At 47.8% G+C, this 14,411-nt stretch carries 13 protein-coding genes, 1 tRNA gene and 1 pseudogene; 13 read left to right on the top strand and 2 right to left on the bottom strand.

All coding sequences use genetic code 11. The annotated features are described in order from the left end of the window. Nucleotides 1–499 precede the first annotated feature (499 nt). The 4 genes and pseudogenes from I2D83_RS05455 (at nucleotide 500) to I2D83_RS05470 (ending at nucleotide 1,818) form a co-directional block, all read left to right on the top strand. Nucleotides 500–575, top strand: a tRNA-Thr gene (locus tag I2D83_RS05455). Between the two features lie 175 nt (nucleotides 576–750). Continuing rightward, a pseudogene (locus I2D83_RS05460) lies at nucleotides 751–912 on the top strand (Arm DNA-binding domain-containing protein); the annotation flags it as partial. 49 nt (nucleotides 913–961) lie between these two features. Continuing rightward, a complete protein-coding gene (locus I2D83_RS05465; RefSeq protein ID WP_181846047.1) occupies nucleotides 962–1,348 on the top strand; it encodes a hypothetical protein in 387 nt (128 codons plus the stop codon). Nucleotides 1,349–1,422: 74 nt separating this feature from the next. Further along, entirely contained in the window at nucleotides 1,423–1,818 is a 396-nt protein-coding gene (locus tag I2D83_RS05470) for a hypothetical protein (RefSeq protein ID WP_205947685.1), read from the top strand. 148 nt (nucleotides 1,819–1,966) lie between these two features. On the opposite strand, the gene I2D83_RS05475 is transcribed toward I2D83_RS05470, so the two are convergent. Continuing rightward, nucleotides 1,967–2,803: a DUF4225 domain-containing protein gene (locus I2D83_RS05475; protein ID WP_181846045.1), complete on the bottom strand. Its 837-nt coding sequence runs from the start codon at nucleotides 2,801–2,803 to the stop codon at nucleotides 1,967–1,969. A 1-nt stretch (nucleotide 2,804) separates the two neighbouring features. Further along, nucleotides 2,805–3,284, bottom strand: coding sequence for an Hcp family type VI secretion system effector (locus I2D83_RS05480; protein ID WP_039280041.1), 480 nt, complete (start codon nucleotides 3,282–3,284; stop codon nucleotides 2,805–2,807). Between the two features lie 530 nt (nucleotides 3,285–3,814). Here I2D83_RS05480 and I2D83_RS05485 point away from each other — a divergent pair. The 9 genes from I2D83_RS05485 to tssK all read left to right on the top strand — a co-directional run bounded on the left by I2D83_RS05485 (nucleotide 3,815) and on the right by tssK (nucleotide 14,407). After that, complete coding sequence (locus tag I2D83_RS05485) at nucleotides 3,815–4,690, top strand: AraC family transcriptional regulator (protein ID WP_205947686.1); 876 nt, start codon at nucleotides 3,815–3,817, stop codon at nucleotides 4,688–4,690. 1,450 nt (nucleotides 4,691–6,140) lie between these two features. After that, nucleotides 6,141–6,644 carry a type VI secretion system contractile sheath small subunit gene (gene tssB, locus I2D83_RS05490; protein WP_015841410.1) on the top strand — a complete coding sequence of 168 codons (504 nt, stop codon included), beginning with the start codon at nucleotides 6,141–6,143 and terminating at the stop codon, nucleotides 6,642–6,644. A 32-nt stretch (nucleotides 6,645–6,676) separates the two neighbouring features. Beyond that, nucleotides 6,677–8,155 carry a type VI secretion system contractile sheath large subunit gene (tssC, locus tag I2D83_RS05495; RefSeq protein ID WP_015841409.1) on the top strand — a complete coding sequence of 493 codons (1,479 nt, stop codon included), beginning with the start codon at nucleotides 6,677–6,679 and terminating at the stop codon, nucleotides 8,153–8,155. Nucleotides 8,156–8,160: 5 nt separating this feature from the next. Then, on the top strand, nucleotides 8,161–8,592 hold the full coding sequence (tssE, locus tag I2D83_RS05500; RefSeq protein WP_015841408.1) for a type VI secretion system baseplate subunit TssE: 432 nt from the start codon (nucleotides 8,161–8,163) through the stop codon (nucleotides 8,590–8,592). A gap of 2 nt (nucleotides 8,593–8,594) precedes the next feature. Further along, complete coding sequence (tssF, locus tag I2D83_RS05505; RefSeq protein WP_205947687.1) at nucleotides 8,595–10,361, top strand: type VI secretion system baseplate subunit TssF; 1,767 nt, start codon at nucleotides 8,595–8,597, stop codon at nucleotides 10,359–10,361. Beyond that, nucleotides 10,325–11,323, top strand: a complete 999-nt coding sequence (gene tssG, locus I2D83_RS05510) for a type VI secretion system baseplate subunit TssG (RefSeq protein ID WP_015841406.1) — start codon at nucleotides 10,325–10,327, stop codon at nucleotides 11,321–11,323. The genes tssF and tssG overlap by 37 nt, the downstream gene beginning before the upstream one ends. 2 nt (nucleotides 11,324–11,325) lie before the next feature. After that, nucleotides 11,326–12,546 carry a type VI secretion system-associated FHA domain protein TagH gene (tagH, locus tag I2D83_RS05515; RefSeq protein WP_180779060.1) on the top strand — a complete coding sequence of 407 codons (1,221 nt, stop codon included), beginning with the start codon at nucleotides 11,326–11,328 and terminating at the stop codon, nucleotides 12,544–12,546. After that, on the top strand, nucleotides 12,546–13,067 hold the full coding sequence (gene tssJ / locus I2D83_RS05520; protein WP_015841404.1) for a type VI secretion system lipoprotein TssJ: 522 nt from the start codon (nucleotides 12,546–12,548) through the stop codon (nucleotides 13,065–13,067). The genes tagH and tssJ overlap by 1 nt, the downstream gene beginning before the upstream one ends. A 2-nt stretch (nucleotides 13,068–13,069) precedes the next feature. After that, a complete protein-coding gene (tssK, locus tag I2D83_RS05525; protein WP_015841403.1) occupies nucleotides 13,070–14,407 on the top strand; it encodes a type VI secretion system baseplate subunit TssK in 1,338 nt (445 codons plus the stop codon). The last annotated feature ends 4 nt before the right edge of the window (nucleotides 14,408–14,411 follow it).

Consider the following 14,411-nt stretch of genomic DNA (forward strand, 5'->3'; position numbering starts at 1 on the left):
AGTCATGCCGAAAATAATATTTTGATGGTGAGATATTATTTTGGCATCAACGTATAGACAGCATCCTTATTGCCTTGGCAGTAGTAGAACAAAATAAGAAATAAAAAGAATAGGGATTTCTCCTAAAACAAAATGACCGTTTGGTTGAGATTTATTTCATTTTCATCATAAAGGTAAGCAGTTATTTTTATTGTAACGTTCCTACTCTACGGAGAAATATATTGATTAAAAATGATCGGCGTTTGTCTAGTCAGATATTATCTGTCTGGAACCGGCTCCCGAAGCAAGGTGATATAGAAGCCAGATTCCGGCTTATCCGTTAAGCCCAAAAGCTATAGCATGCGGCATTATTAGTACGGAAAATTATCAGAACCGTATCATCTTCAACAGGATGATGATAAAACCAGCAGACGATCGCCAAACGCTTGACTTGATGTACCATTATCACTAATTTGTCACCCCGTAGTTCACGTCTGGCTCTCGCCACGACGATCCTAAAGCCGATATAGCTCAGTTGGTAGAGCAGCGCATTCGTAATGCGAAGGTCGTAGGTTCGACTCCTATTATCGGCACCATCATACCTATTTTAACGTCTCCCTAAGTCTACTAAAACACCCTTTAAACCCTTATAATACGCAGTTTCACGGCCCTTATTGTCTCTGCTTGTCTACTCACGTTCACAGAAATCTACGCTGAGTTGGGGGTATCAATGGGGGGATTCGCTGTTCGGTCTAGAGGAGATATCCCCAGATGAAGCTCAATGCCAGACAGGTAGAGATTGCCAAGCCCAAAGATAAACCCTACAAGATGAATGATGGTGGTGGCCTCTACTTATTGGTTAAAACCAACGGGTCACGCTACTGGTTCAAGGAACTTGCCCGTAAAGAGCTTAGCAAGCAGGGGATTGAGCCGAAGGGGTGATGATTTAGTTGGTTAGCAGAATAAACAACCAAGGGAATGGATGATGGATAAAAGAGCATTAATCTTAAAATCAGGGTTGACGGTCAGCGAGCTACTTCGTCTTAAAAATAACTATGTGTATGTTAAAAGCGATGATTTTAAATTTAATACCCCAACGAAGAAAGCCGAGTCCTTTGCAGACTATGTTTTTATCGTTACTCGTTTATGCTGGGAAGCAATGTATCTTCCTGTCTTCATGAGCCTATTTTTTTCAATTTACGCTTACTATGATAGTGGCAATGTGATTGCCTTTGTCAAAACTTTTTTTATTATTTATTCGATATCGATTTTTTGCGTATTAAAAGTTGAGGCTAATCATTATAATATACATATGATTACGGTTTTAAAATTAATTAAATTTAAACTGATGATTTATTTTGCTAACTGATTTTATTTTAACGTTATTCGGCGGCGTTATTGGTTAATAAGGAATGACTTGTATTATGAGCGAGGGAGCGTGTAATGAATAAAAGAGTGTTAATCTTAAAATCAGGATTGAGTGTCAGGGAATTACTTCGCCTGAAAAATAACTATGTAGATACAAAAAACAGGGCTTATGGAAAAAATATAAAAATAAAAGACATTGAATTTTTTTCTGATTATATTTATTTCATCGCATATCTGTGCTGGAATCAAATGCTGATGCTTTTTCTTATATCTCTGGGGTTTGCTATTTATGGTTACTATGAGTATGGTGTTATAATAAACAGTATAAAAATATTTTTATTAATTTATGGAATTTCGGTTATCAGTTTTATGAAAGCTAAAAGTGAAAATTACAAAATCACAATGATTATGATGATTAAATTAATCCCTCTGCGGGTTTTAAATTCATTTAATTATTTGGTCAGATTTTAAATGATATGTAGTTTTTATACTTATGGAAGTTAGCAATGACATTTGTCATTGCTACAGGGGAGAGTAATACCTTTAGGCTAAAGAATCACTTATCACTTATCACTTATCACTTATCACTTATCACTTATCACTTATCACTTATCACTTATCACTTATCACCTAAGCGGTAATTTTCATCTGTAAATTCAGCATATACTTTGTAGGCAGAACCCCCTACCATATAAATCTTCATTATGCTGTTTGCCGCAGTATATTTAGGTTTAAAGTCGCCATGAGCATATTTGAATAGTTTTGTTGTTCCTGGTTTATCCATAAAGCTTCGTGAGGCCAATCGAGTAGGACTGTCTACTAATACAGGTGTCCTTAAAGAGGCGTAAATTGTGAGTGTCAAATCACCAGCGCTATACAAGGCATCTCCGGCATCATCGTTATATCCTGCAAGAGAAGCAAGACCTCTGTATATGTGTCTGACTGGTCCTGCACTATATTTACCATCAAATATTATAGGAGTTGCTGACTCATAAGCATTATTGATTCCGTGGGAGATTAATAAAACTCCAAATGACTTGAAATGTTTAACATTGAGATATCTCCCTAATTGATTTAATCGATATCCCATAAATGCCTGAAAACCACCTGATACAACACCAGATGCGATTTTTGTGTATTTTAAAACACCCTGGTCTTCAAATATATCCGTAACGATATATTTTACATAATCACCTGTTCGTAGCTTTTGGTAGTCTCTTTCTGTTTCTTCACGCTCGGTTACCAATTCATGAAGGATATGATTTTTATCAAAAAAACTAATTGTTGATGACCTGAGTTTCATCTCTGTTTCATTGATGAAATCCTCAATTTCACGAAGATAACGCATCCTTAGTGTTTTATCTTGAATGAAAAAAGAGGAAGCCAACAGAGCAACCCTTCTCAGGCGGTTGCTTTCCTCTAAAAAGTGAAATTGATGTGCCGAATCGATACTCATCTTAATATTCCACATCTTTCCATAAGATATAAGAGCTTGTCCGTGCAACCACATGCTCCCATTCAATCGATGCGAACTTGAATGAAATATTTTCCTGAGGTTGTAATTCGTTGTGTGTTAATGAGTTTGGGGCGAAAAAGCGAATATCATTGATAACCGCATCTCTTAGCACCATTTTAAAATAGAGTTCATTACCACCTGATTGAGAAGTCCTGTAAAAAAAGAACTCACAGGTTAGTTTTTCATTACCATTCAATGCCTGTGCCAGAAGCGGGGTGGCTTTATCTATTGGCTTTCTGATTTCCACAGGGGAGAGTGAAACATTATCTTGTCTTGTTATCTGATTCATTAACTCATAAACAAAAATCTCATCTTCATGGGAAGCCTGATATTTATTACCAATCGAATCTGCACTTGAACAGCCCGCAGAGATAAGACCTTGTTTGATGCCAGTGAGTTTCAGATAGATCAAATTTGCCATTATTTATTCCTTAATATTATCCATAATCCTACCCCATAAATCCTTTTTCCTTATGGGAGGGGTAATTTCTGCATTTTTTAGTCAATGAGTCAATAGCCGTTATCGTGCAATGTGTATGACTTTAAATGGTTTCTTGGATCATAATTATTATGATAATTATTTAAATAGAATTCTCTTCTGGTAGAAGAGAACGGTATACCTTCACCGCCTATAAACGTAAGCCTTAAATTGGACACAAAATCCATTGGGGGGTACTTTTGGGGGTATCAGATAAAACAGAACAGTTATTTACCCTTCAGAGTCAATGGAATATGAAACAGGTTTTGTTCCTATTATGTCATCTATTTTATTGATTTAATTAATATTAAATTCATTCAGAGTGAAATCGCGTAGTCTATCAAGCCCTACGACCTCGCTCATGACGACCCTGGCGCGTTTTTTCGTAAATGTTTCCTCTGAACGTTCTTTGGGCAAGATCAGTCAGGCAAACTGAATCGCCTTCGAGCATATTAAGCAGCACGGAGGAAGCCATGTGTGATAATAAAACTGATAGTTACGCCAGACGTTTTAAACAGGTCTTTGATTATATTGACTGTCATCTCGATGACACATTATCACTGGAAAAACTCAGTGAAGTCGCTCACTTCTCGCCATTTCATTTTCATCGTCAATTTTGTAGTTATTGTGGGATGCCACCTGGTCGTTACATCCAGATGATGCGTTTAAAACGCGCATCTTATCGACTGGCTTTTAATCCGTTAGAGAAAATCACTGATATCGCGTTCGACGCCGGTTTTCAGCATGCTGAATCATTTAGTCGTGCTTTCAGGCAAATGTTTGGTCTATCACCGACGAAATTTCGCCAGCAGCCCCCTTGGGTAGATTGGCATAGACGCATATCCGAACCTTATAAAGCCAGGAGACAAACAATGCAAGGCCAGGTCAAAACCATCAATTTTCCCGCGACACCAGTCGCAATGTTGACTCATTATGGACAACCGGAGCGAATAAACGAAACTGCTGCTCGCTTTATTGAATGGCGAAAAAACACGGGTTATTCACCTGTTACCAGTAGCCAGACATACGGTATTGCACCACATGATCCTACCTTAACACCGCCGGATGAATTTGAGTTCCATATTTGCGGAACAGTAACGTCACCGATTGCGGAAGACAGTCGCTTCGGGGTGGTAAATAGCATCATCCCTGCTGGTCGATGTGCGGTGTTGCGCCATCAGGGATCGCATGATGCGTTAACCGAGTTGGCTAAGGCTCTTTATCGTGACTGGTTGCCTGAGAGCGGAGAGGAACTGCGCGATTTCCCGCTTTTCTTCCATTACCACAACTTTGTACATGAGGTAGCGGAACATGAATTGCTCACGGATATCTATTTGCCGTTGAAATAAACTGATTCAGCCTGTCATGTTCATCGCCACATCAGATGTGATACGCGCAGGGAAGCTCTCTGCGCGTTTTTTATTAAAGGTCGTGGTAAAAATCATGGTGCAGAATTCGTGGTGCTCTCTTAGAGCGGATGGCGGAGCCAGATGAAGCTTTAACACGCTGCCACTTTCGGTATATGCGATATCTTGCGGAAACATTATCAACCAGAGGGGCATGGACGTTTATGGCGACTTACCGACAAATTGCCGATGATGTTAAATGCCGAACGGCAAAAGCAGTCAAAACATGCTGAATAGCGCATGTTAAGTCATTGCATGCGCTAACCTGCCGCGTATCTTCGAACCAGATCAGCACCGAAAGCCGGGTTTACCCTTGTCCTGATAAATGGGTAGTGGAGATCGAGCAATCACTGAGAAATCTGGGTGAGCTTTAGCTTAGCCGCACCGCTTAACGTCGTTCTGTTTTGATCGCTCCATACCAGCCCCCTCATTTTCCTCTCTATCACGAGCAGGGAGGTAAATGTCCTCCCAGAATATTATCCTGCCGGATAGCTGCTATTTTTTAACCGGAAAGTGACGGTAAAAAGATCATTTCACTGCCTTAAACGATAGTTTTTGTTATGAAATAACGCCATTAGGCAGCTTGCAGTTAATGGCACTGATTTTCTATTTTTTGATAGTATAAAAACCTTTAAATTTTAATTAAATAATAAATGATTGCTAAATTATCTAATATTTATTTCTTAACTTAAAAATAATTACCTAAAGTTACATAGATATTTATTCTGTCAAAAGTAAAAAATAAAGGGTAAATTGTTTTACTAAATTAAAATTAATGGGGTATTTGTTATTGGTTATTTTTGTTAGCTGATTAAGTATTTCGTTTTTAACGAAATTAAAAGGCACAAAATATATGCCTTTTCCATTAATTGGAAATCGACGGTATATTCTTTTTTATCCTGCCTATTTTTACTTAAGTTTGTTTTAATTTGTTGTTTTTAGTGTATTTTGTGTTTTAGTGGTTCGCTTTAGTTGCTCTGCTATATAAGCGTTGACCGTGCATTTATGTTGTGTGTATGATCCAAACTCAAAATATAAATGTATTTAATTCCTTCTTGGTGTGACTCTTTTACACCGATATAAATCGTAAAATTACGATTTTATTATGGTTTTTTAATTCGGTTTTAATTTATTTCATCTCGCTGGTCGAAAAACAAATACGCTATACCCTAAATAATTCGAGTTTCAGGCAGGCGGCAAGAGAAGGCATCTCGATGAGCTGACTTAGGTAAGTGATTCGGGTGACTAAACGCAGCCAACGCACATGTAACTTGAAGTATGACGGGGATATTTGTTTGCCGAATTACTGCCGTGCTTATGGACTACGGCGGGCTTTTGGTAGGAATCGACTTTACTTCTCCGGGCCCGAGAGCCCTTACGTTGGTATAGACACATGGCAAAAGGAACTGACGGTGCATCTGTCGCACCAAAGGAACGTATTAATATCAAATATGTTCCAGCCACTGGTGGTCAGCAGGCGGAAATAGAATTGCCGTTGACGCTGATGATCGTGGGAAATATGAAAGGGCGCACAGAGGAAACGCCGATCGAAGAACGTCAGACCGTCTCGATCGACAAGAACAACTTTACCTCGGTGATGAAAGAAGCAGAGCTGGAACTGAATTTCAGTGTGCCAAACCGCCTTGAAGAAGAAAGCCAGGATGACCTGCCAGTGAAACTGAGCATCGGCGGTCTGAATGATTTCTCCCCTGACCGTATCGCCCAACAGGTGCCTGAATTGCGTAAGTTGCTTGATTTACGTGAGGCGCTGGTTGCGCTGAAAGGCCCCCTCGGCAATATTCCCTCATTCCGTAATCGTTTGCAGGATCTGTTGTCCAGCGAAGAAGCCAGAGAGCAGCTTTTGAAAGAGCTCGATCTGGTAAAACCCGCCGAATAATTGATGTTTACTGACGAAATAGGGAAACGAATATGTCAATAGTTGAAGAACAGGCCCAGGCAGGGGCTGCCAGCGCCTCCGGATCGCTGCTTGATGACATCATGGCTCAAGCGCGTATCACCCCGGTCGATGAAGGCTACAGCGTTGCTAAACAGGGGATTGCCGCACTGGTCGCTAACATTCTTGATAGCGGTAATGCAGCAGAACCCGTGAATAAAGCGCTGGTCGATAGCATGATTGTCGAACTGGACAAAAAGCTCAGTAAGCAGATCGACGTTATTCTGCATGCTAAAGAACTTCAGGAGCTGGAATCTTCCTGGCGTTCGCTGAAACTGCTTGTCGATCGCACTGATTTCCGTGAAAACATCAAACTGTTGGTGTTACATGCGACGAAAGAAGAGCTGTTAGAGGATTTTGAGTTCGCGCCTGAAATCTCACAGTCTGGCTTCTATAAACATGTGTACTCCAGCGGTTACGGCCAGTTCGGCGGCCAGCCTATTGGTGGCGTGATCGGTGACTATGCGATGACGCAAAGCTCACCAGACATCAAACTGATGCAGTACGTCAGCGCCGTTGGCGCGATGGCGCACGCACCATTCATCTCTTCCGTTGCGCCGACCTTCTTTGGCGTAGACAGCTTCACTGATTTACCGTCCATCAAAGATCTGAAATCCGTTTTCGAAGGCCCTGCCTACACGAAATGGCGTTCACTGCGTGAATCTGAAGACGGTCGCTATCTGGGCCTGACGGCACCGCGCTTCCTAGCTCGCTTGCCTTACGACCCGGTAGAAAACCCGATTAAGGGCTTTAACTACAAAGAAGATATCAGCACCGATCACGAACACTACCTGTGGGGCAACACCGCCTACCTGATGGGAACGGCGCTGACGGACAGCTTCGCGAAATACCGCTGGTGTCCGAACATCATTGGCCCGCAGAGCGGCGGTGCGATTACCGATCTGCCAGTGCATGTTTATGAAGCAATGGGTCAACTTCAGGCCAAGATCCCGACTGAAGTCCTGATCACCGATCGTCGCGAATATGAAATGGCCGAAGAGGGCTTTATCACACTGACGATGCGTAAAGACAGCGACAACGCAGCTTTCTTCTCGGCTAACTCGGTGCAGAAGCCGAAGGTGTTCCCGAACACCAAAGAAGGCAAAGAAGCGGAAACCAACTACAAGCTGGGTACGCAGCTGCCGTACATGTTCATCATCAACCGTCTGGCGCACTACATCAAAGTGCTACAGCGTGAACAGATTGGCTCATGGAAAGAGCGTCAGGATCTGGAACGTGAGCTGAATACCTGGATTAAACAGTACATCGCCGATCAGGAAAACCCGCCGGCAGATGTCCGTAGCCGTCGTCCTCTGCGTGCCGCACAAATCAAAGTGCTGGATGTGGAAGGAGAACCAGGTTGGTATCAGGTCACCATGTCTGTGCGCCCGCACTTCAAGTACATGGGGGCAAACTTTGAACTGTCGCTGGTAGGGCGTTTGGATAAGGAATAAGGCTTATGCCGTCTCTTTCTGCCTGGGAAAGGGGAAACGCGGCAAGTCTGTTTGATCGTATCCGTGGGGAGGAGCGCCGCTCCTCCCCAGAAACGGAAGTTGAAGCACTGATCGAGTCCGTTAAGCGTCAACTGGACAATGTGCTCAACACCCGGCCCGGAAATTGTCGCAGCGCACCTGAGCTTGGCGTGATTGATTTTAATGACGCGACGCAGGGTGGGGCGGACATTCGAGGGAAAATCCGGGAGGCGATCCGGCAGTGTATCTGTCGCTTTGAACCTCGAATTGTTCATGTGGATGTCGACGCATCGGACTATTTATCGAATCCGATGGAGATGTCGTTTCAGGTTACCGCGCATGTCAGATTGGAAGATCTGGAGCAGGTCACCTCTTTCAATATCCACATGGATAGCCACCGCCATTACAGAATGATCTGATTATGTCACTGGAACATTTTTTCAGGGATGAGCTGACCTACTTGCGCCTGCAAGGGCGTGAATTCGCCAAGGCGCACCCTGAGCTTACCCGATTTTTGTCAGAACAGACCACGGATCCAGACGTCGAGCGTCTGCTGGAAGGGTTCGCCTTTTTGACAGGGAGCCTGCGGGCGAAGATCGAGGATGAATTTCCGGAGCTGACACACGGTCTGCTGGGCATGCTGTGGCCTAATTACCTGCGCCCGGTACCGAGCATGACGATTATGCAGTTTTCGGTACTCCCCGGCGCAATTGCCCAACCGGCGTTTGTTGCGCGCGGTTGTGAGCTTGATAGCCTGCCGATTGATGATGTGGTCTGTCATTTTCAGACCTGTCACGATGCCTGGATTTATCCGGCGGATATCCGCGAGATCAAGGTACAGAGCGGCAACGATCTTTCCACCATCACGCTGGATATTGGGCTGCATGGCCCGCTCTCGCTCAGCGATTTGCAACTCGACAAGCTGCGTTTTTATCTGGGTGGTGATACCTATACGGCCTACGAACTCTATTTCTGGATTGCCAGCCAGCTGTCACATATTGAGCTGGAAATTGATGGTCAACGCTTCCGTCAGGAAGCCAGCGTCCTGAAGACGGTCGGCTTTGAACGCGAAGATGCGCTATTGCCGTACCCCGGCAACGTTTACTCGGGCTATCGCATTTTGCAGGAATACTTCTGTTTTCCTGAAAGCTTCCTCTTTTTCCAACTCGCGGGCGCGGTATGGCCGGATCTCCCGCTGACGGTAACGGAATTCCGTCTGCATTTTTGTTTCGATCGCCCGCTGCCGGCGGAACTGAAGATTCGCCCTGATTCGTTCATGCTCAACTGTGTGCCGGCGATCAATCTCTTCCAGCATGATAGCGAGCCGATCAACCTCAGCGGTCGCCAGACGGATTACCCGCTGAAGGCCAGCTATCGTAACGCTGATAGCTTTGAAATCTTCTCTGTGGATAAGGTGGAAGGCTGGGTGGAAGGGAATTCCGGGCGTGCTCGCGGCATTCCACGAACCTATCAGCCTTTTGAGAGCTTTCAGCACCAAATCGAGCGCGCTAAAGGACGGCTGGCGCTTTATTACCGCATTCGGGTAAGAGAAGCGGTGAACGGCAACGGTTTTGATCACATGCTCTCTTTTGTCCGTGGTGATGAGCAGGAAGTGATTGATTTGGATGAATCCATTTCGGTCACCTTGACCTGCACTAATCGCTCGCGTGCGGCACAGTTAACTGTCGGAGCGATCTGCGTGCCGACCGGGAACTCGCCGTCTTTCGCGACATTTCGCAATCTGGTGCGGCCGACGCGACCGCTGCGGCCTGCGATGGACGGTAGCCTGCACTGGACGCTGATCTCCAACCTGTCTCTGAACTATGTGTCGCTGCTGCGGCGCGATGCGCTGGTACAGATTCTGCGTACCTATGATTTCCCGGCGCTGCACGACAAGCAGGCGGAACAGGCTTCGCGTAAGCGTCTGGCGGGTATCGAATCTATCGAAACCACCCCTATCGATCGTCTGGTTCAGGGGATGCCGGTTCGCGGCTTGAAATCCATTCTGTCAGTACGGCAATCCGCGTTTTCCAGTGAAGGAGAACTCTATCTGTTCAGTACGGTGCTGGCGCACTTCTTCTCGCTATACGCCAGCGTCAACGCTTTCCACCTGTTGGAAGTGGTCAACATCGATAACAAGGAGCGCTACCGATGGCCGGTACAGATAGGTCAACACTCAATGATGTGACGTTCCGTCAGGATGTCTCACGCTTTAATTTTTTCCAACTGGTGGAGCTGCTTAACCAACTGGAAGGCGTGGATCTGGAACAAGAGCTGGATTTCCGCCCGGAGCAGGAGCGCCTACGCTTTCGCTCTACCGCCTCCATTGGTTTTCACCCCGGCGATATCTTGCAGGTGGAATGCGATGACGAGGGGCGTCAAGAACTGGAGGTCGCGTTTCTTGGCCTGCACGGTAGCCAGTCACCGATGCCCGGTTATTACCTTGAAGAGCTAGCCTGGGAATACGCACAGGGCGAACAGAAGCTGGGCGTGTTTCTCGACTTTTTTCATCACCGCTTACTTACGCTTCTGCACCGTGCATGGCGCAAATACCGCTATCACGTGCGTTTTCAGAATGATGGGGAGGATGGATTCTCCCGCCTGATGTTTGCGCTCGTGGGGTTAGGGAATGACGCCGTACGCGATAGCCTGCCAGTTAACCGCGCCAAGATGCTGTCCTACGCCGGGGTGCTCGCAAGCCCTAGTCGCTCGCCAGAAGTGGTCGCGGGGTTGGTTATTCACTGTTTTGACCTGGATGACGTAGCTGTTATGGCTTGGCAGCACCGCCGCGTCCCCATTCATGAAGGCCAGCAGAACCGTCTGGGCAAAGCCAACATGATGCTGGGCGGTGACTTTGTTATCGGCGACAAAGTGAGTGACTGTGCCGGCAAGTTTTTACTCAAGGTCGGCAACCTCAGTTTTAGCCGCTTCCTCAGCTTTTTGCCCAACGGCGAGCATTTTCAGCCGCTGGTGCGTTTTGTTTCTTTCATTCTTCGCGATCAGCTGGCCTGGGATCTGCGTCTTGGCTTTGCGGAAGGCGAAGCCAAGGGCTTAAGTCTGGGCAGTGAACAAAGTAGCCGGTTGGGATGGAGCAGCTTTCTCGGGCAGCCGCCCGCGGATCCCTATGTGACGATTTGTGTGCAGGAGTAAATGTGAACGTAACCCACCCACTCACGTTGGTTGTGCTCAACAGTGAGCAGCTCGATATCAATTCTCAGGTACAGCACCAGTTCGATCACCGTGGTGGCACGCTGGGCGCGTCGGAAAAAGACCAGTGGCAACTGCGGGATCGGCTGGGTGCCGTGGTCCCGGCACATGCCCGTATCGACATGACCGATGGTTATTTCAGCCTGTGCGATCTGAGCGGCCAGTCTTTTATTAACGGATCGCTGTCGCCGATTGGGCGAGATCGCAAAGTCATTTTGTCGCACGGTGATGAACTGGTGATTGGGCCTTTCCGGCTGGGCGTGTACATCGGCGATCCCACCACAGAACAGGATATCGATCAGGTATTAGGACAGCGCACCGACGATGTGCTGGGCGGCTGGCTGAGTGACGATAAAAAAGGGCGATCTACGGATCTGGCGGATCCCTCGGTCACGTTGAATGACCCGCTGTGGGCGCTACAGAAAGAACAGAGCCAGCCACTATTGCCATCAGACAGTGAGACGGTCGGAGAATCGCTCACGACCTCTCTTTCTTCTTTTTCTTCTGGTGAGGACACCATGGATCAGAAATTTGTGGAACTACCGACCATCAACACACCGTACGCGGGAGAAGGGCTGGAGGGCTACAGCGATGGCACCTCGCTGGCACCGCTGATGCGCGGGCTGGGGATGTCGCTTCAGCCGGGCGATGATGCGCGGTTACGTGAAATGCTGGAAGAGATGGGAAAAAGCCTGCGTGCGATGGTGGAAGGCCTGCTGGCATTGCAGACGGAACAGGCGGCGATGGCGGACACACATTTACGCCCGATTGAAGATAACCCGCTGCGTTTGGGGCTGGGCTATACCGATACGCTGTCGGTGCTGTTTGCCGAAGGAAAAAGTCCGGTACACCTGTCTGCGCCCGCCGCCGTGGAAGAAGTGTTGAACAATGTGCGGGTGCATCACATCGCGAATCAGCAAGCGATTGCCGTCGCGCTGGAAAATATTCTTCAGGCTTTCTCGCCTGCCGCGCTGCTCAACCGCTTTGAACACTATCGCCGCAGCGGCGATCCTCTGGCGGCGGATGACGGCTGGGCATGGCAGATGTATCAGCACTACTACCGCGAATTAACGTCGCCGCGCCAGCAGGGCTTCCAAAAACTGTTCCATCAGGTGTATGCGCAGGCGTATGACCGCGCCGTGCGTCAGCAGCAGGAGCAAAAATAATGCTGCGAGCATTGTGCTTATGTTCCCTGATGTTCGTGCTGTCAGGGTGCACCACGCTGGGCAAGATGGCGCAGGTGGCGGCGAATCCTGACATTCAGGTTGGCAGCAACAATCATCAGCCTTCTACCGTGGGTTTCAGCCTGTTGGCGGAGCCGGACGTTAACCCGAACGACAGCGGTGAAGCCGCGCCTATCGAATTCCAACTGGTTCTGCTGGCGGAAGATTCACGTCTGCTGGCCACCGATTACGATCAGGTAACGACGGATATCGAAAAGGCGTTAGCCAAGAATTACATCAATCATCAGGACTACACGCTGCTGCCGGGACAGTTCAAATACCTGCCGCCTGAAGCGCTGGATGAAAAGGTGCATTACCTCGGTGTGATCGCGCGCTATGCGGATTCGGAAAGCTCGGAATGGCGCAAAGTCATCAAGCTAAAAAATACCGGGCAAACGTATCAGATCCTCGTGCACCTGCGCCGGGATGAAGTCGAAATCAAAAAAGACCAAGAAGAAGAATAACTATGTCGAGTCGCAATCGCATTATCTGGCGGGAAGGCCTGTTCATTAAACCGCAACATTTTCAACAGCAGCAAAGACACACCGATTACGCACTGCATGCGCGTCTCAGCGCTCTCAGTGATTATTTCTATGGCTTACAGTCGCTGGCGATTAACGAGGAATACCTCAATTTTGGCCGTATCGCACTGGTGAACGCCAGCGGGGTGATGCCGGACGGCACCGTGTTCAATATTCCGGGTGATGACGCTCTGCCACTGCCGCTGGAAATTACCGATGTGGCGCTGGCAAACCAGAAAGTGTATCTGGCGTTGCCGCTGGCGGTGAATGGCGTCAGTGAAGTCGGTCAGCCGGGGCAGGGGATCGCCAGCCGCTTGCAGTCGCATCGACATGACGTGCGCGATCTGCACAGCGACGGCGGCGATATCGTTTCTCTGGAGGTCGGTAAGGTCAGCCTGCGCCTGATGCTCGATCGTGACGATCGCAGCGCTTATGCCTCGCTGGCGATTGCCAACATTCTGGATAAACGCCCTGACGGCGGCTTGATTCTGGATCCTAACTTCATGCCGTGCAGCATCAGCGTCACGGCAATCCCCACTTTAAAACGCTTTTTGGGGGAGTCCGCCGGTCTGGTGGCGGAGCGTGCGCGCAGTCTGGCGCAGCGTATTGCCGCACCGGGACAGCAGGGCGTCGCGGATGTCGCTGAATTTATGATGCTGCAATTACTTAACCGCGCGCAGCCCAAACTGTCGCATCTGGCGCGTCTGGGCACCTTGCACCCTGAACGCCTGCACGAAACGCTGGTTGAGCTGTGCGGCGAACTGATGACGTTCACCGATGAATCGCGCCTGCCGCCGGAATTCCCTGCCTACCGCCACGAGCACCAGCAGGCCAGCTTTGAGCCGCTGATGATGGCGCTGCGCCAGGCGCTGAGCACCGTGCTGTCGCCGCGCGCTGTTTCCATCCAACTGAAGAAACAGCCGTATGGCGTGATGGTAGCAATGGTCGGCGATGCAGAATTGATGACCAGCGCCGAGTTTGTGCTGGCGGTACGCGCGCGCATGCCGCAGGAACACCTGCGTAAACAGCTGCTGCAACAAACGAAGATCGCCTCCAGCGAGAAGATCCGTGAACTGATCAGCCTGCAACTACCGGGTATTCCGCTACTGCCGCTGCCGGTGGCACCGCGCCAGCTGCCTTATCACGCAGGTTACAGCTATTTCCAACTGGATAGACAAAGCCCCGCCTGGCAGATGCTGGTGTCCGGCAATACGTTGGCGTTCCACATTGCTGGTGAATTCCCGGAGCTGGATATGCAGCTTTGGGCGATCCGCGGCCAGTAGTAAG

It is taken from the genome of Pectobacterium aroidearum (assembly GCF_015689195.1).
GTDB lineage: Bacteria > Pseudomonadota > Gammaproteobacteria > Enterobacterales > Enterobacteriaceae > Pectobacterium > Pectobacterium aroidearum.